The following is a 25,755-nucleotide window of genomic DNA, read 5'->3' as shown; positions in this document are numbered from 1 at the left end:
AACCTCACCCATGCTTCTCGTCACGAACGACGCGCTGCCAGTGCGCGCACGCTGTAGTGCTAAATTCCGAGCTCGTTCTCGATGAAGGCGAAGACCTCGTCGGGCGTCGCCTCTTGGAGCCGGCCCGCCACCGCTTCGCCGTCCGGTGCGGACCCGGGCTCGGTCTCCTCCCACTTCGTGAGCAGGGCCCGCAGCCGCGCCGTGATGTCGGTCCGTGTCTCCGCGTCCGGGTCCAGCACCGACAGGGCGGACTCCAGCCGTTCCAGTTCAGTGATGCCGGGAGCCGCGGCCGCGCCGCCGTCCTGTGTGATCTCGGCGCGCAGGACGTCGGCGAGCGCCGCGGGGGTCGGGTGGTCGAAGACCAGGGTGGCCGGCAGGCGCAGTCCGGTCGCCGCGTTGAGCCGGTTGCGCAGTTCGAGCGCGATCAGGGAGTCGAAGCCGAGTTCCTTGAAGGCGCGTGACGCACCGACCTCGGCGGTCGAGGGGTGGCCGAGTGCCGCGGCGGCCTGCGTCCGGACCAGTTCGAGTACCACGAGGGACTGCTCCGCCCGGGACATTCCGGCGAGCCGCTGCCGGAGTGCCTCGGCCGCCGACGCCGCGCTTCCCGTGGCCTCGTCGGAGGCGCTGGTCCGCTCGAGCAGGCGTACCTCGGGCAGCTCGCCGATGAACGGGCTGCGGCGTACGGCGGTGAAGCCGGGCGCGAAGCGGTCCCACTGGATGTCGGCCACGGCGACCGTGGTCTCGTCGTGGTCCAGCGCCTGCTGCAGCGCGCGGATCGCCAGCCGCGGGGTCATGGCCGGCACTCCGCCCCGGTCGAGCCGGTCGCCGATGGCGCCGTCGGCGGCCAGGCCGCCGTCGCCCCAGCGTCCCCAGGCGATCGAGGTGGCGGGCAGACCCGCGGCGCTGCGGTGTTCGGCGAGGGCGTCCAAGTAGGCGTTGGCCGCCGCGTAGTTGGCCTGCCCGGCGTCGCCGAGGGTGCCGGCCACACCGGAGAACAGCACGAACGCGGAGAGCTCGAGATCGCGGGTGAGCTCGTGCAGGTTGCGTGCGGCGTCCGCCTTCGGTCCGAGGACGGTGGCGAAGCGGTCCGGCGTGAGGGCCTCGAGGACACCGTCGTCGAGGACGCCGGCGGCGTGGACGACGGCGGCGAGCGGCCGGTCGGCGGGGACTGCGGCGAGGAGTCCGGTGAGGGCGGTGCGGTCGGCGACGTCGCAGGCCGCGACGGTCACTTCCGTGCCCAGGGCGGTGAGTTCCTCACGCAGTTCGCCGGCGCCGGGGGCGTCGGGGCCACTGCGGCTGGTGAGCAGCAGATGCCCGGCACCGTTGCGGGCCAGCCACCGGGCCACGTGCGCGCCCAGCGCGCCGGTCCCGCCGGTGACCAGCACCGTCCCACCGGGCCGCCAGTTCCGGGCGGGTGCGGAGTCGGCCAAGGGGGCGCGGGCCAGGCGGCGGGCGAACACCCCGGTGGTGCGGACCGCGAGCTGGTCCTCCCCGCCGTCGCCGGCCAGCACGGCGGTGAGCCGCGTCAGCGATCGCTCGTCGGGGGTCTCGGGCAGGTCGACCAGGCCGCCCCAGCGCTCGGGGTGTTCCAGGGCCGCGGTGCGGCCGAATCCCCACAGCAGGGCCTGTTCCGGGTCCGTCACCGTGTCGGTGCCGCCCACGCCGACCGCGCCGTGCGTGGCGCACCACAGCGGGGCGTCGACGCCGATGTCGCCCAGCGCCTGCAGCAGGGCGAGGGAGCCGTGCAGAGCCTGCGGGTGGGGAGCGGAGGCCAGCAGGGAGAGGACGCCCGAGACGCCGTCGACGGTCTCTTCGCCGAGCCGGTCGGCGAGCACCTTGCGTTCGGGGTGGGACTCGGTCAGGACCAAGGTGCGTACCGTCGCTCCGCGTTCGGCGAGCGCGCGGCCCGCCGCCGCGGCCCACTGGCCGTCGGCCGCTGTCCCGGGCACCACCAGCAGCCAGGTGCCGGTCAGTCGTGCCGGACGCTCGTCGGCAAGCCGTGTCCAGGTGACCCGGTAGCGCCAGTTGTCGACCGTCGACCGGTCGCGGCTCTGCCGCCGCCAGGACGAGAGGGCGGGCAGTACGGGACCGAGGGGCTCTGTGTCCGCGAGCTCCAGCGTGTCGGCCAGCGCCTGCAGGTCTTCGCGTTCGACCGCTTCCCAGAAGGCAGCGTCGGCCGGGTCGACCGAGGCCACGGGAACCGTCTCCAGAGGGGAGGCCTGGGGCCAGTAGTTCTGGTGTTGGAAGGCGTAGGTGGGCAGGTCGACCCGGCGGGCACCGGTCCCGGCGAACACCGCCTTCCAGTCCACCGACACACCCTGCACGAACGCCTCACCCAACGACGCCAGGAACCGGTCCACTCCCCCGTCATCCCGGCGCAGCGTCCCCACCACGGCGGCCTGCCGGCCCGCGTCCTCGACGCTCTCCTGCACACCCATCGCCAGCACCGGATGCGCACTGCACTCCACGAACGCACCGAAACCCTGCTCCACCAGCACCCTTACGGCACCGTCGAGTTCGACCGTGCGACGCAAGTTGTCGAACCAGTACTCCGCCGCGAGCTCGGGACCCTCCACCCACCGGCCGGAGACCGTGGAAAGGAACGGCACCTGTGCGGGCCGCGGCTCGATCCCGTCCAGCAGCCGCAGCAACTCCTCACGCAGCAAATCCACCTGCGCGGAGTGGGAGGCGTAGTCCACGGGTACCCTGCGGGCCCGGATCCCTTCCGCCTCACAGGCGGCCAGCAACTCCTCCAGCGCCCGCGGCTCACCCGAGACCACCACCGACGACGGCCCGTTCACCGCCGCCACCGACACCCGCTCCTCACCCCAGACGGCGATCCTCTCCCGCACCACCGCCACCGGCAGCGCCACCGACACCATCCCGCCACGCCCGGCCAAAACCCGGCCGATCGCCTGACTGCGCAACGCCACCACCCGCGCCGCATCCTCAAGACTCAAGACGCCTGCGACACAGGCGGCGGCGATCTCCCCCTGGGAATGGCCGAGCACGGCGGCGGGCTCCACACCCGCCGACCGCCACAGCTCGGCCAGGGAGACCATCACCGCGAACAGGGCGGGCTGGACCACATCCACCCGCTCTAGCGACGGCGCACCCGGCACCTGCCGCAGCACATCCACCAACGACCAGTCCGTGAGGGGGTCCAGCGCCGCCGCGCACTCATCGATCCGGGCAGCGAACACGGGTGAAGCGTCCAACAACGCGGAGGCCATGCCTACCCATTGCGACCCCTGTCCGGGGAACACGAACACCCCCTTGCTCCCCGTGCCCGACCCCTGCACGAGCCCGGGCAGTGCTCGCTCCTGGGTCAGTGCCTGCAGTCCGCTGACGAAGCCGGCTCGGTCGCGGCCGATCACCACGGCCCTGTGGTCGAGCACGGAACGGGTGAGCGCCAGGGAGGAACCGACGTCGGCGGGTTCCAGGTCGGTGTGCTCCTCCAGATGGTCAAGGAGCCGCTGCGCCTGGTCGCGCAGCGCCGTCTCGGTCCTGCCCGACAGCACCCACGGCAGCACCGTGCCATCCGTGAGGGGCAGGGTGGTGTCGCCGTGCGGGTCGTCGGAGTGCTCCGCCTGGTCCTGCGGAGCTTCTTCGAGAACGGCGTGGGCGTTGGTGCCACTGAAGCCGAAGGAGGAGACGGCGGCTCGGCGCGGCCGGCCGGTCTGCGGCCAGTCGGTGGGCCGGGTGAGCAGCTCTACGGCTCCGGTGGGCCAGTCGACGTGCGGGGTCGGCTCGCTGATGTGCAGACTCGGCGGGAGCACACCGTGCCGCATCGCCAGCACCATCTTCATCACACCCGCCACACCCGCGGCGGCCTGCGTATGCCCGATGTTGGACTTCACCGAGCCCAGCAGCAGCGGACGGTCCTCCGCCCGCCCCTGGCCGTAGGTGGCCAGCAGCGCCTGCGCCTCGATCGGGTCGCCCAGGCTCGTACCCGTGCCGTGCGCCTCCACCGCGTCGACGTCCGCGGCCGACAACCGGGCGTTGGCCAGCGCCTGCCGGATCACCCGCTGCTGCGACGGACCGTTCGGCGCGGTCAGTCCGTTGCTCGCACCGTCCTGGTTGATCGCCGATCCGCGGACCACCGCCAGCACGGGATGACCGTTCTTACGGGCGTCCGACAGCCGCTCCACGACCAGCAGGCCGACGCCCTCGGCCGGGCTGAAGCCGTCGGCGTCGGCGGAGAACGCCTTGCAGCGGCCGTCCGCGGACAGTCCGCGCTGCCGGCTGAACTCGATGAAGGTGCCGGGTGTCGACATCACCGTGACGCCGCCGGCGAGCGCGAGCGAGCACTCGCCGTTGCGCAGCGCCTGCACCGCCAGGTGGAGGGCGACGAGCGAGGCCGAGCACGCGGTGTCCACCGTCACCGCCGGACCCTCCAGCCCGAACGTGTAGGCGACGCGGCCGGAGACGACGCTGCCCGCCGTGCCCGTGGCCAGATGACCCTCGTATCCGGTGTCGGAGGCCTGCATGACCATGGAGTAGTCGGAGCCGTTGGTGCCGACGAAGACACCGGCCTGGCTGCCCCGCAGCGTCACCGGGTCGATCCCCGCCCGCTCGAACGCCTCCCACGACGTCTCCAGCAGCAGCCGCTGCTGCGGATCCATCGCCAGCGCCTCACGCGGCGAGATCCCGAAGAACCCCGGATCGAAACGCGTCGCCTCCCGCAGGAAACCACCCTCACGCGTGTACGACGTCCCCTGCGCGTCCGGATCCGGATCGTACAGCCCCTCCACGTCCCAACCCCGGTCCACCGGGAACCCGGACAACGCATCCCCACCCGAGACCAGCAACCGCCACAGATCCTCCGGCGACCGCACATCACCCGGGAAACGACAGCTCATCGCCACAATGGCGACGGGCTCGTCGTCCGCGACGCCGGCCACGGCCGGCAGCGGGGCCGCGATCGCGCCGGTCGTACCGGACAGCTCGCGGCGCAGATGCCCGGCCAGAACGGTGGGGGTGGGGTAGTCGAAGACGAGGGTCGGCGGGAGCTTCAGCGCGGTGGCGGCCCCGAGGCGGTTGCGCAGTTCGACGGCGGTGAGCGAGTCGAAGCCGAGCTCCTTGAAGGCCCGGCCCGACTCGACCGCCTCCGGACCCGCGTAGCCGAGGACGGACGCCACGGCCGTGCGCACCAACTCCAGGATCGCGCGCTCCTGTTCGGCTTCCGGCCGGCCCGCGAGCTGCTGGAGCAGCGCGCTGCCGCCGGCCCCGTCGGCCTCGGTGTCCGCACGCATGCCGTCCATCACGGCGCGTGCCTCGGGCAGGTCGCCGAGCAGGGGGCGCGGCCGGCCGGAAGTGAAGGCGAGGACGAAGCGCTTCCACTCCATGTCGGCGACGGTCAGTGCCGTCTCGTCCCGGTCCAGGGCCTGGCCCAGGGCGGTGACCGCGAGTTCGGGCGCCATCTCGAGCACGCCGTGGCGGCGCATACGGTCGCCCACCGCGCCTTCGGCCATGCCGCCGTCGCCCCACGGTCCCCAGGCCACGGACGTCGCCGTGAGCCCGGCGTCGCGCCGGTACTGGGCGAAGGCGTCGAGAAAGGCGTTGCCGGGCGCGTAGTTGCCCTGGCCGGGGGCGCCGAAGGTGGCGGCGAAGGAGGAGAACAGCACGAACGCCGACAGGTCCAGGTCCCTGGTCAGTTCGTGCAGATGCCGGGTCGCCTCCACCTTGACCCGCAGCACCCGGTCCAGCTGGTCCGGCGTGAGTGCCTCGATGACACCGTCGTCGAGTACGGCCGCGGTGTGCACCACGGCCGTCAGCGGCCGGTCCTCCGGTATCGCGGCGAGCAGTTCACCGAGGGCGGTGCGGTCGGCGACGTCGCAGGCCGCGACGGTCACTTCCGTGCCCAGGGCGGTGAGTTCCTCACGCAGTTCGCCGGCGCCGGGGGCGTCGGGGCCACTGCGGCTGGTGAGCAGCAGGTGCCCGGCACCGTTGCGGGCCAGCCACCGGGCCACGTGCGCGCCCAGCGCGCCGGTCCCGCCGGTGACCAGCACCGTTCCCCCGGGCCGCCAGTCACGGACCGCCGGGGTGCGGTCCAGCGGGGCCCGCACCAGCCGTCGTACGAACACTCCCGCGGGCCGCAGCGCGAGCTGATCCTCGTCACCGGCCGCCGCGAGCACGTCCGCCAGACGCTTCAGCGACCGTTCATCGGCCTCGTCACCGGCCGCGGACGGCAGGTCGAGCAGACCGCCCCACCGCTCACCGTGCTCCAGGGCGGCCACCCGGCCCAGGCCCCACACCAGCGCCTGCTCCGGGTTCTCCAGCCGCTCGGAGGGGCTGACGGAGACCGCGCCGCGGGTGGCGCACCACAGCGGTGCCGTGACCTCCGCGTCGCCGAGGGCCTGGACCAGGGCGAGGGAGCTGTGCAGGGGCTGCCCGGCGTCCAGGGCGAGCAGCGACAGCACCCCGCTGACTGGCTCCCCCTCGCCGAGCTCCTCGCGCAGCAGGGCAGCCAGCGTTTCCCGGTCGGCGGACTTGACCACCAACTGCTGTACTTCAGCGCCTCGTTCGGTGAGGGCCTGGGTCATGCCGGTCGCCAGTGATCCCTGGCTGTCCGGGGACGTCAGCAGCAGCCAGGTTCCGGAGAGGCGTGGGGCCGTCGAGTTGTCCGGCAGTGGTTTCCAGGTGACCCGGTACCGCCATCCGTCGAGGGTCGACGTCTCACGGCTCTGCCGCCGCCAGGACGACAGCGCGGGCAGCACCTCGCTCAGCCGCTGGTCCCCGTCGACCGCCAGCTCGGCGGCCAGCGTCTCCCAGTCCTCCCGCTCCACCGCCTCCCAGAAGCGGGTTTCGACGGAGTCGCTGGGGATGGTGTCCTGTGCGGCCGGGGCGGCTCCTGATTCAAGCCAGTAGTTCTGGTGTTGGAAGGCGTAGGTGGGCAGGTCGACCCGGCGGGCACCGGTCCCGGCGAACACCGCCTTCCAGTCCACCGACACACCCTGCACGAACGCCTCACCCAACGACACCAGGAAACGCTCCACTCCCCCCTCGTCCCGGCGCAGCGTCCCCACCACGGCGGCCTGCCGGCCCGCGTCCTCGACGCTCTCCTGCACACCCATCGCCAGCACCGGATGCGCACTGCACTCCACGAACGCACCGAAACCCTGCTCCACCAGCACCCTTACGGCACCGTCGAGTTCCACCGTGCGACGCAAGTTGTCGAACCAGTACTCCGCCGCGAGCTCGGGACCCTCCACCCACCGGCCGGAGACCGTGGAAAGGAACGGCACCCGCGCGGGCCGCGGCTCAATCCCGTCCAGCAGCCGCAGCAACTCCTCACGCAGCAAATCCACCTGCGCGGAATGCGACGCGTAGTCCACCGGCACCCTGCGGGCCCGCACCCCTTCCGCCTCACAGGCGGCCAGCAACTCCTCCAGCGCCCGCGGCTCACCCGAGACCACCACCGACGACGGCCCGTTCACCGCCGCCACCGACACCCGCTCCTCACCCCAGACGGCGATCCTCTCCCGCACCACCGCCACCGGCAGCGCCACCGACACCATCCCGCCACGCCCGGCCAAAACCCGGCCGATCGCCTGACTGCGCAACGCCACCACCCGCGCCGCATCCTCAAGACTCAAGACGCCCGCCACACACGCGGCGGCGATCTCCCCCTGGGAATGGCCAAGCACGGCAGCGGGCTGCACACCCGCCGACCGCCACAACTCGGCCAGGGAGACCATCACCGCGAACAGGGCGGGCTGGACCACATCCACCCGCTCCAGCGACGGCGCACCCGGCACCTGCCGCAGCACATCCACCAACGACCAGTCCGTGAGGGGGTCCAGCGCCGCCGCGCACTCACCGATCCGGGCAGCGAACACGGGTGAAGCGTCCAGAAGCTGCGCAGCCATGCCCGCCCACTGCGAACCCTGTCCGGGGAAGACGAACACCGTCTTGCCCCCCGCGCTCACCCCCTGCACCACACCCGGCGCCACCGAACCCGCCTGCACGGCAGCAAGCCCCGCACGCAACCGCGAAGCCTCACCACCCACCACCACCGCACGATGCTCCAGACCCGCACGGCCCACCGCCAGCGACACACCCACATCCACCGCACGCACACCCTCATGCGCATCCACCCACGCCAGCAACCGCCCCGCCTGCTCCCGCAACGCCGCCGCACTCCTGCCCGACAACGCCCACACCACACACCCACCAGCCACCAGACCCGGCTCCCCCACCGACCCCGACCCCGGCTCCAACCCCTCCTCCACCGGCGCCTGCTCCACCACCACATGCGCATTCGTCCCACTGAAACCGAAGGAGGAGACGGCGGCTCGGCGGGGTTCGCCGGTCTCCGGCCAGGGAACGGTGTCGGACAACAGTGAGACCGCGCCGGCCGACCAGTCGACATGGGGTGTCGGCTCGTCGATGTGGAGGGTCCTGGGGAGGACGCCGTGGTGCATCGCCTGGATCATCTTGATGATTCCGGCGACACCCGCGGCGGCCTGCGTGTGGCCGATGTTCGACTTGATGGAGCCGAGCAGGAGCGGCCGGTCCGCGGGCCGGTCCTGGCCGTAGGTGGCCAGCAGCGCCTGCGCCTCGATCGGGTCACCCAGCGTCGTACCCGTGCCGTGCGCCTCCACCGCGTCGACCTGGTCGGCCGACAGCCGGGCGTTGGTGAGTGCCTGGTGGATGACGCGCTGCTGCGACGGCCCGTTCGGCGCCGTCAGGCCGTTGCTCGCACCGTCCTGGTTGACGGCGCTGCCGCGCACCACCGCCAGCACCGGGTGGCCGTTGCGCCGGGCGTCCGACAGCCGCTCCACCAGCAGCATGCCCACGCCCTCGCCCCAGCCGGTGCCGTCGGCGGCGGCCGCGAACGGCTTGCAGCGGCCGTCCGCGGCGAGGCCGCGCTGACGGCTGAACTCGGTGAAGGTGGCCGGGCTCGCCATGACCGTGACACCGCCGGCCAGCGCCAGATCGCACTCGCCGGCGCGCAGCGCCTGCACCGCCATGTGCAGGGTGACCAGCGACGACGAGCACGCGGTGTCCACCGTCACCGCCGGACCCTCCAGCCCGAAGGTGTAGGCGACGCGGCCGGAGGCGATGCTGCCGGAGCTTCCGGTGCCGAGGAAGCCCTCGACGCCTTCGGGGATCTCGTCCAGGCGGGCCGTGTAGTCGTGGTACATGACTCCGGCGAACACGGCCGTACGGCTGCCACGCACCGATGTGGGGTCGACACCGGCCCGCTCGAACGCCTCCCACGACGTCTCCAGCAGCAGCCGCTGCTGCGGATCCATCGCCAGCGCCTCACGCGGCGAGATCCCGAAGAGGGCGGGGTCGAAGTGGCCGGCGTCGTAGAGGAATCCGCCTTCGCCGACGTAGCTGGAGCCCGCCTTGTCGGGGTCGGCGTCGTAGAGGGAATCGACGTCCCAGCCCCGGTCGGTGGGGAACGGCCCGATGGCATCGGTGCCGTTCAGGACCAGCTGCCACAGGTCCTCCGGGGTGCGTACACCTCCCGGATAGCGGCAGCTCATCGCCACGACGGCGATGGGTTCCTGGTTGCGCTCCTCGACCTCGCGCAGCCGCCGGCGGGCCTGACGCAGGTCGGCAGTGGCCCGCTTGAGGTAGTCGCGGAGCTTGTCCTCGTTCGCCATCGCGTCGGGTCCTTTCTCAGGACGAGCCGAGCTCGTCGTCGAGCAGGTCGAAAAGCTCGTCATCTGTGGCTGTTTCAAGATCGTTGTCTGGGTCGGCGGCGTCGTCCGCCGGCCCCTGGGCGTCGTCCCACCTGGCCATCAGGGCCTGCAGGCGCATGGTGATCCGCGAACGGGTGACGCTGTCCGGTGCCGTCTCGCCGGAGCTCAGTCCGGCCAGTGCGGCTTCGAGACGGTCGAGGTCGCCGAACACGGACGGGGCACCATCCGGCTGCGGGAGCCGCGTGCGGAGGTGACCGGCCAGGGCGCCGGGCGTGGGGTAGTCGAAGACCAGGGTGGCGGCGAGCCGCATTCCGGTGGCCCCGCTCAGGCGGTTGCGCAGTTCCACCGCGGTCAGCGAGTCGAAGCCGAGTTCCTTGAAGGCTGCGTCCGGCTCGACCGCGGCCGCCTGCTGGTGTCCGAGCACGGCGGCCACCTGGGTGCGTACCAGATCGAGCAGGATCCGGTCCCGTTCGGCCGCGGACAGTCCGGCGAGGCGTTCGGCGAAGGTCCGCGTGTCGGAGTCGCTCGTGCCCGCGGCCGTACGGCGCCGGGGGGCACGGACCAGTCCGCGCATCAGCGACGGCACTGTCCCGGCGCCCCCGCCGGCCGCGGCCGGCGGACGGCCGAGGTCGAGGCGGGCGGCCACCAGCAGCCCCTCCTCCAGCGCACCGGCCAGGTCGAACAGCGCCAGGCCTTCGTCGGTGCCGAGGGCGGACATGCTGCCCCTGCTGATCCGCTGCCGGCCGACCTCGTCCAGCGTGGCCGCCATGCCGTCACCCTCGCCCCACAGCCCCCAGGCGACGGACACCGCCGGAAGTCCCTGGGCACGGCGGTGCAGGGCGAGCGCGTCGAGGAAGGTGTTCGCCGCCGCGTAGTTGGCCTGCCCGGGGTTGCCGAAGACGCCCGCTGCGGAGGAGAACAGCACGAACGCCGACAGGTCGTGACCGCGGGTCAGCTCGTGCAGGTTCCAGGCCGCGTCCACCTTGGGCCGCATGACACGCTCGACGCGCTCGGAGGTGAGCGCTTCGACGACACCGTCGTCCAGCACGCCGGCGGAGTGCACGACGGCGGTGAGCGGATGCTCCTCCGGGATCGCGTCCAGGACGGCGGCCAGGGCCTCGCGGTCCGCCGTGTCACAGGCCGCCCAGGTCACCGTGGCTCCCGTCTCGCCCAGCTCGGCGGCCAGTTCACGGGCGCCGTCGGCCGCCGCGCCGCGCCGGCTGACCAGCAGCAGGTGCCGCACTCCGTGCGCGGTGACGAGGTGCCGGGCCAGCAGGCGGCCGAGCGTTCCGGTGGCGCCGGTGATCAGCACCGTCCCCTCGGGGCCGAGGTCCGGTCGCGGCCGGACCTCGGTGGACGGGACCCTGGCGAGCCGCGGCACGTGGACCGAACCGGCGCGCACGGCGAGCTGTGCCTCGTCGGACGCTCCGGTCAGGACGCCGGCCAGCGCCTGGAGCGGGCCGTCCTCGCCGTCGAGGTCGAGCAGCAGGAACCGGCCCGGATGTTCCGCCTGCGCCGACCTCACCAGTCCCCACAGGGCCGAGTGGACCAGGTCGTCGACGTCCTCGTCCGGGCCGACGGCGACCGCGCCGCGCGTCACCAGGGCGAGCCGCGTGCCCGCCAACGGGCCGAAGGAGAAGCGGTCGTCGGCGAGCCACTCATGGACCAGCCCGAGCACCGCGCCGGTCGCCTCGCGGGCCGCGGCGGCGACACCGGCGGTGCGGGCCAGGTCGGGTACGCAGGAGGAGAACACGATCTCCGGTGCCGGATCCCCGTCGGCGACGGCGTCGGCGAGCGCCCGCAGGTCGTCGTACGCGGCGACCTGTCCGCCGGCTCGCTGCAGGGCGGCACCCAGCTTCAGGTCGTCGCCGCCCACGACGGCCCACCTCGGCAGGCCGTCCGCGGCGGGCGCGTACGCCTCACCGGCTGCGGGCAGCGGCGTCCAGTCGAGGCGCCACAGGGCGTCATGGTGACCCCGACCGGCGTGGTCGGCGACGAGCGGGCGCAGCACGAGCGAGTCCACCGAGGCGACCGGTGCCCCGGTCTCGTCGGCCAACGTCAGGGAGACGGCGTCCGTACCGGCAGGCGACACCCTCACGCGCACCGCCGTCGCGCCCTCGGCGTGCAGCCGTATGCCTTCCCAGGCGAACGGCAGCCGGGTCGTGCGAGGTTCGGCCGTGTCCTCGTCCGCCGGGAAGAAGTCGCCCAGCCCGATGGCGTGCAGGGCCGCGTCGAATAGCGCCGGATGGAGCCCGTAGGCACCGGCCTCGTCCCGCTGTTCCCCGGCGAGCGCCACCTCGGCGAAGACTTCGCCGTCGGCCCGCCAGGCGGCGCGCAGACCCTGGAAGGCCGGGCCGTAGCCGAGTCCCAGGGCGGCGAGATCGTCGTACAGCCCGTCGACGTCGACGGTCTCGGCACCGGGTGGCGGCCACTCGGGTACCGACTGCGCGATGGCAGGCTCCAGCGGGGCACCGGCCAGGACACCAGCGGCGTGCCGTGTCCACGGCTCGTCGGCGGACGCGTCCTGAGGGCGCGAATACAGCCCGAGGGAGCGGTGTTCGGACTGGTCCGGCTCCCCTACGGTCAACCGCAGCTGGAGCGCGCCCCGTTCGGGCAGCACCATGGGAGCTTCGAGGACGAGCTGTTCGACCAGGTCGCAGCCCACCTGATCCCCGGCGCGCACTGCCAGCTCGACCATCGCGGCGCCCGGCAGCAGCACGGCACCCGACACCGTGTGCTCCGCGAGCCAGGGGTGCGTGTCGAGGGACAGCCGCCCGGTGAACACGAACCCTTCGCGGTCCGGCAGTTCCGCCGCGGCACCGAGCAACGGATGCCCGGCCGCCTCCAGCCCGGCCGACACCACATCACCCACCCAGCCCGCGGGCGCCTCCAGCCAGTAGCGCTGGTGCTGGAAGGCGTAGGTGGGCAGGTCGACGCGTCGGGCGCCGGTGCCGGCGTAGTACGCCTGCCAGTCCACCGGGATGCCCCGGGTGTGGGCGTGCGCGAGGGCCGTGGTCAGGGTTTCCGGCTCCGGACGGCCCGCGCGGAGCACCGGTACGAACGCATGGTCCTCGCCGGTGACGCAGTCCTGGCCCATCGCCGAGAGCACACCGTCCGGGCCGAGCTCGATGAACGTGCTGACGTTCTGGGCCTCCAGCTCCCGGACTCCGTCGTGGAAACGGACCGCCTCACGGACATGGCGGACCCAGAAGCCGGAGCTGGTGATCTCCTCGGCGGTCGCGAGAGCGCCGGTGAGGTTCGAGACGACCGGGATCCGCGGGGCCTCGTACGACAGACCGTCGGCAACCTCCCGGAAGGCCTCCAGCATGCCGTCCATGTGCGGCGAGTGGAACGCGTGGCTGACCGTCAGACGCTTGATCTTCCGGCCCTGCGCCTCGAAGGAAGCGGCAATGTCCAGTACGGCGTCCTCGTCACCGGCGACCACCACGGAGGTGGGGCCGTTGACGGCCGCGATGCTCACGGCGTCGGTCAGGTACGGCGTGACTTCGTCCTCGGTCGCCTGCACCGCCACCATCGCACCACCGGACGGCAGCTCCTGCATCAGCCGGCCACGCGCGGCGACCAGCGTGCAGGCATCCTCCAGCGACAGCACACCCGCACAGTGAGCGGCCGCGATCTCACCGATCGAATGACCGGAGACGAAGTCCGGCCTGATACCCCACGATTCCAGCAGCCGGAACAGCGCCACCTCCACCGCGAACAACGCGGGCTGTGTATACGCCGTCTGGTCGATCAGCTGAGCGTCATCGCCGAACACCGCTTCCCGCAGCGGCAGTTCGAACCGAGCGAAGACCTCGTCCAGCGCCTCGGCGAACACGGGGTAGGCGTCGTACAGCTCCCGGCCCATCCCCAGCCGCTGGCTGCCCTGCCCGGTGAACAGGAACGCCGACTTGCCCGACGCCACCGACCCGGTCACCAGGCCGGCCGCCGCGCCGCGTCCCTCGGCCAGAGCCTCAAGCCCCGCCAGCAGACCGTCACGGCCATCCGCCACGACCACCGCACGCCGGTCGAACGCGGCCCTGTGGGCCGCGAGCGAGTAGCCGACGTCCACGGGGGCATACTCCTCGCCGGCGTCGAGCAGGTGGGCGCGCAGTCGTTCCGCCTGGGCCCCGAGCGCGTACTCGGTCCGGCCGGAGAGCACCCACGGCACCACCGGCGGTGCCGCCTCGGGAACGGGCTTGTCCGTGGCCGCGGGCGGCTGCTCGATGATCGTGTGGGCGTTGGTGCCGCTGAAGCCGAACGAGGAGATGGCGGCCCGGCGCGGGCGGCCGGTCTCCGGCCAGTCCCGCGCCTCCGTCAGCAACTCCACCGCGCCCGCCGCCCAGTCCACGTGCGGCGTCGGCTCGTCGACGTGCAGGGTCCGCGGCAGCACACCGTGCCGCATCGCCATCACCATCTTGATGACGCCCGCCACACCGGCCGCGGCCTGCGTGTGACCGATGTTCGACTTGACCGAGCCCAGCCACAACGGCGTGTCCTCGGCCCGCTCCTTGCCGTAGGTGGCCAGCAGTGCCTGCGCCTCGATCGGGTCACCCAGCGTCGTACCCGTACCGTGCGCCTCCACCGCGTCGACATCGGCGGCGGACAGCCCGGCACTCGCCAGCGCCTGCCGGATCACCCGCTGCTGCGACGGACCGTTCGGCGCCGTCAGACCATTGCTCGCACCATCCTGATTGATCGCCGAACCCCGCACGACCGCCAGCACCGGGTGACCGTTGCGGCGGGCGTCCGACAGGCGCTCCACCAGCAACACACCCGCGCCTTCGGACCAGCCGGTGCCGTCCGCGTCCGCGCCGAACGCCTTGCAGCGGCCGTCCGCGGCGAGCCCGCGCTGCCGGCTGAACTCCACGAAGGGCGCCGGTGTCGCCATCACCGTGACACCGCCCGCCAGTGCGAGCGAGCATTCACCGTTGCGCAGCGCCTGGACCGCCAGGTGCAGGGCGACCAGCGACGAGGAGCAGGCCGTGTCGACCGTGACGGCCGGGCCCTCCAGGCCGAAGGTGTAGGCGAGCCGTCCGGAGACCACGCTGGCGGCGTTGCCCGTGCCCAGGAAGCCCTCGACTCCCTCGGGCAGGGCCGACAGCCGGGACGCGTAGTCGTGGTACATCACACCGGCGAACACACCGGTCCGGCTGCCGCGCAGCGAGGCCGGGTCGATCCCGGCCCGCTCAAAGGCTTCCCAGGAGGTTTCCAGGAGCAGCCGCTGCTGCGGGTCCATCGCCACGGCCTCGCGCGGGCTGATCCCGAAGAACGCGGCGTCGAAGTGCGCGGCGTCGTCGACGAAGCCACCACGGAGGGTGTAGCTGGTGCCGGTGCGGTCGGGATCGGTGTGGTAGAGCGCGTCGAGGTCCCAGCCGCGGTCGTCCGGGAACTCCCCGATGGCGTCATGGCCCTCCGCCACCAGGCGCCACAGGTCCTCGGGGGTGCGTACTCCGCCCGGGTACCGGCAGGCGAGTCCGACGATGGCGATGGGGTCGCCGTCGCCGGACGCGGCCGTCGCGGTGTCCGGCGTGGCCGTCGCGCGGGGGTCGGTGCCGAGCAGCTCTCCGTACAGGAACTCGGCGAGGACCACGGGCGTCGGGTGGTCGAACACCAGGGTGGCGGGCAGCCGCAGACCGGTGGCGCTGCCGATCCGGTTGCGCAGTTCGACCGCCGTCAGCGAGTCGAAGCCCAGCTCGCGGAAGGAGCTGTCCGTCTCGATCAGGTGTGCGGCGTCGTAGGCCAGCACGGCGGCGACCTGGGCTCGGACGAGGTCCAGCAGCACGCTGTGCCGTTCCTCGTCTGGCAGTCCGGTGAGCCGCTGGGCGAGCGAGCCTGCGCCGGGCTGTCCGGTGCTCTCCGTGCTGCGACGCGGGCGGGCCGGGACCAGGCCGCGCAGCAGCGGCGGTACGTCGTCCGCGTGTGCGCCCAGTGCGGCGGTGTCCAGCCGTATCGGAACGAGCAGCGGCTGCTCGCCCGGTGCGAGCGCGGCGTCGAGGAGGTCGAGTCCCTCCTCGGTGGTGAGGGCGGTGACACCGCCGCGGCTCATCCGGTCCAGGTCGGCCCGGTCCAACTCGCCAGTCATCGCGCCGGGTTCGGCCCACAGCCCCCAGGCGAGGGAGACGGCCGGGAGACCCTGGGCGCGGCGGTGGTGGGCGAGGGCGTCGAGGAACGTGTTGGCGGCGGCGTAGTTCGCCTGGCCCGGGCTGCCGAACAGGCCGGCGGCCGAGGAGAACAGCACGAACGCCGACAGGTCGTGGCCGCGGGTGAGTTCGTGCAGGTTGAGGGCGGCGTCGGCCTTGGGGCGCAGGAGCCGTTCGACGCGTTCCGGGGTCAGCGATCCTATGGTCCCGTCGTCGAGCACCCCCGCGCAGTGGATCACCGCGTTGAGCGGATGCGCCGCGGGGACGGTGTGCAGCAGGGCGGCCAGCGCGTCCCGGTCGGCGGCGTCGCAGGCGACGAGCCGGACGGTGGCTGCGCCCGAGTCGTGCAGGTCGGCCAGGAGGTCTGTCGCCCCCTCGGCGTCGGTGCCGCGGCGGCTGGTCAGCAGCAGGTGCCGTACGCCGTGCTCGGCCACCAGGTGCCGGGCCACCAGGCGGCCCAGGGTGCCGGTGGCCCCGGTGAGCAGGACGGTGCCGTCCGGGTCGAGGCGGGAGGTGTCGGTCGTCGCGGTGGCGCGGGCCAGCCGGGGTGCCAGCAATCGGCCCTTGCGCAGGGCCAGTTGCGGTTCGTCCGTGGTGAGGGCGGCGGGCAGTGCGGGGTGGGCGAGGCCATCGGAGTCGATCAGCAGGAAACGGCCGGGGTGCTCCGACTGGGCCGATCGCACCAGGCCCCATACGGCGGCGTGCGTCAGGTCGGTGACGTCCTCGCCGGGCCCTGTGGCCACCGCGCCCCGGGTGACGAAGGCGAGGCGGGACGCGGCGAACCGCTCGTCCGCCAGCCAGACGTGGACGGCGGCGAGGGCCGCGACGGCGGCGCCGCGCACGGCCTCGGCGCGGTCGGTACCGGCGGGGGCGGGAGGGGTCAGGGGGAGGATCACGGTCTCCGGCGCGGGTGCGCCGGAGGCGATGTCGGCCGCCAGGGACGCGAGATCGGCGTGTACGGAGGCGTGGATGCCGAGGCTCCGCAGGTCGTCGTCGGTACCGACGACGGCCCGGTCCCCGGTGGACGAGGCCGCCGGCACGGCGACGGGTGTCCAGTCCAGGCGGAACAGCGACCGGCGGTGACCGGCGCGGATGCCCTCGGCCGGGAGCGTCCGGAGCACCAGGGAGCCGACGGACGCGACCGGCCGTCCGGTGCCGTCGGCCACGTCCAGGGCGACGCCGTCCGGGCCGGCCTTCGTCAGCCGCACCCGAAGCGTGGAGGCACCCCCCGCGTGCAGGGTCACACCGCTCCAGGAGAACGGCAGCCGTGCCGTGCCGTCCGCGTCGTCGGCGGCGAGGGAGCCGCCCAGTCCGACGGCGTGCAGCACCGCGTCCAGCAGCGCCGGGTGGACACCGTAGTCGCCCGCCTGTGGCCGTTCGTCCTGCGGCAGTTCGACCTCGGCGAAGACGTCTTCACCCCGCACCCACGCGGCCCGCAGCCCCTGGAACGCCGGGCCGTAGTGCAGACCGGCGGCGGCCAGGTCCGCGTACCGTCCCTCCAGCGCGACGGGGGTGGCGTGCGGCGGCGGCCACGCCGCCAGGTCGAAGGAGGCCGCGTCGGCGCCGGTGGCCAGGGTGCCGTCGGCGTGCCGGGTCCACGGCTCCTCGGCGCCCGCGCTCTCCGGGCGCGAGTGAACGGTGACCCGGCGCCGGCCGGTGTCGTCCGGGGCGCCCAGCACGAGCTGCACGTGCACCGCGCCGTGCTCCGGCAGGATCAGCGGTGCTTCGAGGACGAGTTCCTCCAGCCGGTCGCAGCCTACCTGGCCGCCGGCGTGGGTGACGAGTTCGACGAACGCCGTGCCCGGCAGCAGCACCGAGCCCGACACGACGTGGTCGGCGAGCCACGGGTGGGTGCGCGGCGACAGCCGGCCGGTGAACACCGTCCCGTCGTCGTCGGCGAGTTCCACCGCCGCGCCGAGCAGCGGGTGCCCGGCCGCCGCCAGTCCGAGCACGGCCGGGTCGCCCCCGGCACGGCCGGCCGGCGACGGCCAGTACCTGCGGTGCTGGAAGGCGTAGGTGGGCAGATCGACGCGGTCGGCTCCGGTGCCCGCGAACACCGCCTCCCAGTCCGGCTGTGCGCCGTGCGTCTGGGCGAAGGCGAGTGCGGCCGTCAGGGTGCCGGTCTCCGGCCGGTCGCCGCGCAGGGTGGGGGCGCAGGCGGTGCCCTCGCCGGTGACGCACTCCTGCGCCAGCGCGGACAGTACACCGTCGGGCCCGAGTTCGACGAAGGTGGTGACGCCCTCGTCCTCGAGGGCCCGGACGGCGGCGCAGAAGCGGACCGTCTCGCGCACGTGCCGCACCCAGTGGCCCGGGGTGCGGATCTCCTCCGCGGTGACGAGGGCGCCGGTGCGGGTGGACACGACGGGGATGCGCGGGGCATGGAACGTCAGGCCTTCGGCGACCTCGCGGAAGGCGTCCAGCATGCCGTCCATGTGCGGGGAGTGGAAGGCGTGACTGACCGTCAGCCGCTTGGTCTTGCGGTCCCGCTCCTCGAAGGCCGCGGCGATGCCGAGCACGGCGCCCTCGTCGCCGGAGACGACCACGGACGCGGGGCCGTTGACCGCGGCGATGCTCGCGGCGTCGGTCAGGTACGGGGTGATCTCGTCCTCGGTGGCCTGGACGGCCACCATCGCGCCGCCGGACGGCAGTTCCTGCATCAGCCGGCCACGGGCGGCGACCAGCGCGCAGGCGTCCTCCAGCGACAGCACCCCCGCACAGTGGGCGGCCGCCAGCTCGCCGATGGAGTGCCCGGCGAGGAAGTCGGGGGTGAGCCCCCACTCCTGGAGCTGGCGGAACAGTGCCACCTCCAGCGCGAAGAGTCCGGCCTGGCTGTACGCCGTCTGGTCCAGGGGTTCGCGTTCGGTGCCGAACAGGACGTCCTTCAGCGGGTGTTCCAGGTGCCGGTCCAGCTCCGCGCAGACCGCGTCCAGGGCTGCCGCGAAGGCGGGGTGGGCGGCGTGCAGCTCGCGGCCCATACCGGGGCGCTGGCTTCCCTGGCCGGTGAACAGGAACGCGGTACGGCCGCCCGAGGCTGCGCGGCCGCGCAGCAGGCCCGCCGCCGGTGTGCCGTCGGCCAGCGCGGTCAGGCCCGCGAGCAGGGTGTCCCGGTCGTGGCCGACGACGGCGGCACGGTGTGCCAGTGCGGCGCGCCCGGCGGCCAGCGTGTATCCGACGTCGGCCGGCCGCAGTCCGGGATGGGCGGCCAGGTGGCCGCGCAGCCGGTCGGCCTGGGCGCGCAGGGCGTCCTCGGTCCCGGCCGACAGCGGCCAGATCAGGTCCGGTGCCCGGACGGGCTCCGGCTGGGGGTGTGCGCGCGCGACGGCCACCGGGGCCTGCTCGATGATGGTGTGGGCGTTGGTACCGCTGATGCCGAAGGACGAGACCGCGGCGCGGCGGGGCCGGCCGGTCTCGGGCCACGGGCGGGCCTCGGTCAGCAGTTCCACCGCGCCCGCCCGCCAGTCCACGTGCGGCGAGGGTTCGTCGACGTGCAGGGTCCGCGGCAGGACGCCGTGCCGCATCGCCATGACCATCTTGATGATCCCGGCGACACCCGCGGCGGCCTGCGTGTGACCGAAGTTGGACTTGACGGAGCCCAGCCACAGCGGCCGGTCCTCGGCCCGCTCCTGCCCGTAGGTGGCCAGCAGCGCCTGCGCCTCGATCGGGTCGCCCAGGGTCGTACCCGTGCCGTGCGCCTCCACCGCGTCGACCTCCGCGGCCGACAGCCGGGCGTTGGCCAGCGCCTGCCGGATCACCCGCTGCTGCGACGGCCCGTTCGGCGCGGTCAGGCCGTTGCTCGCACCGTCCTGATTCACCGCCGTACCGCGGACCACCGCCAGCACGGGATGGCTGTTCTTCCGGGCGTCCGACAGTCGCTCCACCAGTAGCAGGCCCACGCCCTCGGACCAGCCGGTGCCGTCCGCGCCCGCAGCGAACGCCTTGCAGCGGCCGTCCGCGGCGAGGCCGCGCTGACGGCTGAAGCCGACGAAGGTGCCGGGCGTCGCCATGACGGTGACGCCGCCGGCCAGGGCGAGCGTGCACTCGCCGGAGCGCAGGGCCTGGACGGCCAGGTGCAGGGCGACCAGCGACGACGAGCAGGCCGTGTCGATGGTGACCGCGGGGCCCTCCAGGCCGAAGGTGTAGGACACCCGGCCGGAGGCGATGCTGCCGGTGGCGCCCGAGCCGAGCGAGCCTTCGGCGACGCCGGGAGCCTGCTCCAGCAGCGAGGCGTAGTCGTGGTACATCACGCCGGCGAAGACGCCGGTCCGGCTGCCGCGCAGGGACGCCGGGTCGATGCCCGCGCGTTCGAAAGCCTCCCAGGCGGTCTCCAGCAGCAGTCGCTGCTGCGGGTCGGTGGCGAGAGCCTCGCGCGGGCTGATGCCGAAGAGCGCGGGGTCGAAGTCGCCCGCGTCGTGCAGGAAGCCGCCCTCGCGGGTGTAACTGGTGCCGGGGTGGTCGGGGTCGGGGTGGTAGAGACCGTCGACGTCCCAGCCCCGGTCGGCCGGGAAGGGGGTGATCCCGTCGAGGCCGGCGGCGACCGCCTGCCACAGGTCCTCGGGGGTACGGACCCCGCCCGGGTAACGGCAGCTCATCGCGACGATCGCGATGGGCTCGTGGTCGTCGGCGACCACCGCGGCGGCCGTCTCGGCCGTGCGCGTGCCGATGATCTCGGCGTGCAGGTGCCGGGCGAGGACGGCGGAGGTGGGGTGGTCGAAGACCAGGGTGGCGGCGAGCCGCAGTCCGGTGGCCTCGCTCAGGCGGTTGCGCAGTTCCACCGCGGTCAGCGAGTCGAAGCCGAGTTCCTTGAAGGCCGCGTCGGGATCGACCGCGCGCGGGCTGTGGTGGCCGAGGGTCGCCGAGACATGCGTGCGCACCAGGTCCAGCAGAAGGCGTTCCTGCTCGGCCTCGCCGAGGCCGGCCAGGTCCTGCGCGAGCGAGGAGGCACCGGTGCCGGTGCCGTGGGGCTCGGCGGTCCGGCGGGCGGGGACCCGGACCAGGCCGCGCAGCAACGGCGGAACGGGGCCGGCGGCCGCGTCGGCGCGCAGCGCGGTCAGGTCGAGCCGGGCGGGAACCAGCAGGGCTTCGGAGGACGAGGCGGCCGCGTCCAGGAGCCGCAGGCCCTCGGCCGCGGGCAGGCCGCGCACCCCGCCGCGGTTCATCCGCTCGACGTCCGAGGCGTCCAGGCCGCCCGCCATGCCGCCGTCGGCGTCCCACAGCCCCCAGGCGAGCGACACCGCGGGCAGGCCCAGGGCGCGCCGGTGGTGGGCGAGGGCGTCCAGGAAGGTGTTGGCGGCGGCGTAGTTGGCCTGGCCGGGGCTGCCGAAGACGCCCGCGGCCGAGGAGAACAGCACGAACGACGACAGGTCCATCTCCTGTGTCAGCTCGTGCAGATGGAGTGCCGCGTGCACCTTGGGGCGCAACACGCGCCCGAGCCGCTCGGTGGTCAGCGAGCCGACGACACCGTCGTCCAGCACCCCGGCGGTGTGCAGGACGGCGGTCAGCGGATGTGCCTGGGGAACGCCGGCCAGTACGGCCGCAAGCGCGGCGCGGTCGGCGACGTCGCAGGCGGCCCAGGTGACCTGGGCGCCCGCCTGTTCCAGTGCGGCGGTCAGCCCGGTCGCGCCGGCGCCGCCGCGGCGGCTGACGAGCAGCAGGTGGCGTACCCCGTGCTGGGCCACCAGGTGGCGGGCGACGAGGCCGCCCAGTGTGCCGGTGGCGCCGGTGACGAGGACCGTGCCGTCGGGGTCGTAGGGCCGCGTGCTCGGGTCGGTGACGGCCGCGCGGGCCAGCCGCGGTGCCCGCAGCCCTCCCCCGCGCACGGCGATCTCCGGCTCGCCGCAGGCCAGGGCGGCCGGAAGCGCGGTGGAGGAACCGTCCAGGTCGACGAGGACGAAGCGCTCCGGGTGCTCCGACTGCGCCGAACGCACCAGCCCCCACAGGGCGGCGTGCGTCAGGTCGCCGGCCGTCTCGCCGCTGCCTGCGGCCACCGCGCCACGGGTGACGAAGACCAGCCGGGCGTCGGCGAACCGTTCGTCGGCCAGCCAGGACCGCAGCAGGCCCAGGGCGCGCCGGGTCGCCTCGGTCACCGCCTCGGCGCCGGTGTCCGCGTCCGGGGACGTGAACGTGGCCAGGACCGTGTCGGGCACGGTGGCCGAACCCGCGTCGAGGGCGGCTCGCAGGCCGTCCAGGTCCGCGTACCGATCCGCGTCGGCGACCGGTCCGGCCTCTCCGTCACCCAGTACGGCCCACCGGCCGGCGGGGATCACCGGGGGCACCGGGACGGCCGCCCACTCGATCCGGAAGAGCGACTCGTGGTGGCCGGTGCGGACCTGATCCGGCGACACCGTGCGCAGCGTCAGCTCGTCGACGCGGGCGACCGGCCGGCCGACGGCGTCGGCGACGGTCACGGACACCGCGTCCGGCCGCCCGGTGCCCGCCAGCCGCACGCGTGCGGCCGACGCGCCGACGGCCTGCAGCGACACTCCGCTCCAGGAGAACGGCAGCCGGCCCGGGCCGTCGTCGGCCACCACTCCACCGAGCCCGAGGGCGTGCAGCGCCGAGTCCAGCAGGGCCGGGTGCAGCCCGTAGGAGCCGGCCTGCGGCCGCTGGCCGTCGCCCAGTTCGACCTCGGCGAAGATCTCCTCGCCGCGCCGCCAGGCGGCCCGCACGCCCTGGAAGTCGGGTCCGTACACGAGGCCCGCGTCGCTCAGCCCGTCGTACAGACCGTCGAGGGGCAGCGCGACCGCGCCTTCGGGGGGCCAGACCGTCAGGTCGGCGGTCCCGGCCGGCACGGTCCCCGTGGTCAGCACACCCGCGGCATGCCGGGTCCACGGCGCGTCGGCGGGCGCCTCCTCGGACCGCGAGTACACGGACAGCGAGCGCCGGCCCGACCCGTCCGGCGGGCCGACCCACAGCTGGATCTGGACCCCGGCCGTCGCGGGCAGGACCAGCGGCGCCTCGAGGGTGATCTCCTCCAGGTGGTCGCAGCCGACCTGGTCACCGGCGCGGAATGCCAGTTCCACGAAGGCAGAGCCGGGCAGCAGCACCGAGCCCATGACCGTGTGGTCGGCGAGCCACGGGTGGGTGTCGAGCGCCAGCCGGCCGGTGTAGAGGAAGCCGTCGGTGTCGGCGAGGGCGACGGCCGCCCCCAGCAGCGGGTGGTCGGCCGCGCCGAGCCCGGCCGAGGTCACGTCCCCGAGCGGGTAGCCGCTGTCCAGCCAGTACCTCTCGCGCTGGAAGGCGTAGGTCGGCAGCTCGACCTGGTGCCTCCCGGCCCCGGCGTACACCTCGCTCCACGCGATCGGCACACCTCGTACGTGGGCCTGGGCCAGAGCGGCGGCCGCACTCTCGGCCTCCGCCCGTCCCTGGCGCAGCACGGGGACGAAGGCGTGGCCGTCACCGCTGACGCAGTCCTGCGCCATCGCCGAGAGCACACCGTCCGGGCCGAGCTCGATGAACGTGCTGACGTTCTGGGCTTCGAGCGTGCGGATGCCGTCGTGGAAACGGACCGCCTCACGCACATGGCGGACCCAGAAGTCGGGGCTGGTGAGCTCGTCCGGGGTCGCGAGGGTGCCGGTGAGGTTGGAGACGACCGGGATGCGCGGGGTCTCGTAGGTCAGGCCCTCGACGACCTCACGGAAGGCCTCCAGCATGCCGTCCATGTGCGGCGAGTGGAACGCGTGACTGACCGTCAGGCGCTTGGTCTTGCGGCCCTGCGCCTCGAAGCGGGCGGCGATCTGCAGTACGGCGTCCTCGTCACCGGCCACGACCACGGAGGCGGGGCCGTTGACCGCCGCGATGCTCACGGCGTCCGTCAGGTACGGCGTGACCTCGTCCTCGGTCGCCTGCACCGCCACCATCGCACCACCGGACGGCAGCTCCTGCATCAAACGGCCACGCGCGGCGACCAGCGTGCACGCGTCGGCCAGCGACAGCACACCCGCACAATGCGCCGCCGCGATCTCGCCGATCGAGTGACCGGAGACGAAGTCCGCCTTGATACCCCATGATTCGAGGAGCCGGAACAGCGCCACCTCCACCGCGAACAACGCGGGCTGCGCGTAAGCCGTCTGATCCAGAACTCCGGGCTCATCGCCGAACACCGCTTCGCGCAGCGGCAGTTCGAACCGCTCGAAGACCTCGTCCAGCACCCGGGCGAACACGGGATGGGCGTCGTACAGCTCCCGGCCCATCCCCAGCCGCTGACTGCCCTGCCCGGTGAACAGGAACGCCGTCTTCCCTGCCCTGGCCCGGCCGTGGGCCACGTTCGGGAGGGGGTGGCCGGCCACCAGTGCGTCGAGTCCGGCGAGAAGTGTGTCGAGGTCGCGGCCGACAACGACCGCGCGATGGTCGAAGGCCGCGCGGCCGGTCGCGAGGGTGCGGCCGATGTCGGCGGCGGTCGTGCCGTGGTGGGCGGTCAGGTGCGCGCGGAGCCGTTCGGCCTGGGCCCGCAGTGCCTCGGGCGTCCTGGCCGACAGCGGCCACAGGTGCGGTACGGAACCGCCGTCCGGCCGGTCCTGTACGGCGCTGTCGTCGGGCCGGTCCTCGGGAGCCTGTTCGAGCACCGTGTGGGCGTTGGTGCCGCTGATGCCGAACGAGGAGACCGCGGCCCTGCGCGGACGGCCGGTCTCCGGCCAGGTGCGCCGTTCGGTGAGCAGGGAGACCGCGCCCGCCGACCAGTCGACGTTGCGGGTCGGCTCGTCGACGTGGAGGGTCCGGGGCAGCACTCCGTGCCGCATCGCCATGACCATCTTGATGATCCCGGCGACGCCCGCGGCGGCCTGGGTGTGGCCGATGTTGGACTTGACGGAACCCAGCCACAGCGGGCGGCCGTCCTCCCGGCCCTGCCCGTAGGTGGCGAGCAGCGCCTGCGCCTCGATCGGGTCGCCGAGCGTCGTACCGGTGCCGTGCGCCTCCACGGCGTCGATGTGGGTGGGCGACAGCCGGGCGGCGGCCAGGGCCTGGCGGATGACGCGCTGCTGCGAGGGGCCGTTGGGCGCGGTAAGGCCGCTGCTCGCGCCGTCCTGGTTGACCGCGCTGCCCCGGACGAGGGCGAGCACCCGGTGGCCGTTGCGCTCGGCGTCGGACAGGCGCTCCAGGAGCAGCATGCCGGCGCCCTCGCCCCAGCCGGTGCCGTCGGCGGCGTCCGCGAAGGACTTGCAGCGGCCGTCGAGGGCGAGGCCGCGCTGACGGCTGAACTCGGTGAAGGTGCCGGGCGTCGACATGACGGTGACACCGCCGGCCAGGGCGAGCGTGCACTCGCCGGAGCGCAGCGCCTGCGCGGCCAGGTGGACGGCGACGAGCGAGGAGGAGCAGGCCGTGTCGATGGTGACGGCGGGGCCCTCGAGGCCGAAGGTGTAGGCCACCCGGCCCGACGCGATGCTGCCGGAGCTGCCGTTGCCCAGGAAGCCCTCGACCTCCTCCGGCACGGCGAACAGGCGGGCTCCGTAGTCGTGGTACATCACGCCGGCGAACACGCCGGTGCGGCTGCCGCGCAGTGTCGTCGGGTCGATCCCGGCCCGTTCGAACGCCTCCCAGGAGGTCTCCAGCAGCAGCCGCTGCTGCGGGTCCATCGCAAGCGCCTCGCGCGGCGAGATGCCGAAGAACGCCGGGTCGAACTCGGCCGCGTCGTGCAGGAAGCCGCCCTCGCGGACGTACTCCCTGGGCCGGCCGTCGGTGTCCGGGTCCGGGTCGAAGAGGACGTCGGTGTCCCAGCCGCGGTCGGCGGGGTAGGCGGAGACCGCGTCGCCGCCGTGGGCGACGAGCTCCCACAGGTCCTCGGGGGTGTGCACCCCTCCGGGGTATCGGCAGCTCATCGCCACGATGGCGATCGGCTCGGCGTCCCGCTCCTCCACCTCGCGAAGCCGTCGTCGGGCCTCGCGCAGATCGGTCGTCGCCCGCTTGAGGTAATCGAGGTACTTCTCCTCGTTCACCATGTACGCCGTCCCCGTGGTGAGAGT

General features: G+C 73.6%; 2 protein-coding genes. Both read right to left on the bottom strand.

The annotated features are described in order from the left end of the window. Nucleotides 1-59: 59 nt before the first annotated feature. On the bottom strand, nucleotides 60-9,617 hold the full coding sequence (locus ACFYOH_RS40295) for a type I polyketide synthase (protein WP_388636226.1): 9,558 nt from the start codon (nucleotides 9,615-9,617) through the stop codon (nucleotides 60-62). 16 nt (nucleotides 9,618-9,633) lie between these two features. Continuing rightward, nucleotides 9,634-25,728, bottom strand: a complete 16,095-nt coding sequence (locus ACFYOH_RS40290) for an SDR family NAD(P)-dependent oxidoreductase (RefSeq protein WP_388636230.1) — start codon at nucleotides 25,726-25,728, stop codon at nucleotides 9,634-9,636. Nucleotides 25,729-25,755: the final 27 nt, after the last annotated feature.

Origin of the sequence: Streptomyces sp. NPDC007856, assembly GCF_042868225.1 — a bacterium.
Taxonomy (GTDB): Bacteria; Actinomycetota; Actinomycetes; order Streptomycetales; family Streptomycetaceae; genus Streptomyces.
The sequence above is the reverse complement of the archived record's forward strand: the minus strand, read 5'-3'. Positions and strand labels throughout refer to the sequence as shown.

What these genes read in the sequence shown, in the direction of transcription:
- ACFYOH_RS40295 (WP_388636226.1), bottom strand. Translation starts at nt 9,617, where the DNA reads ATGGCGAACGAGGACAAGCTCCGCGACTACCTCAAGCGGGCCACTGCC.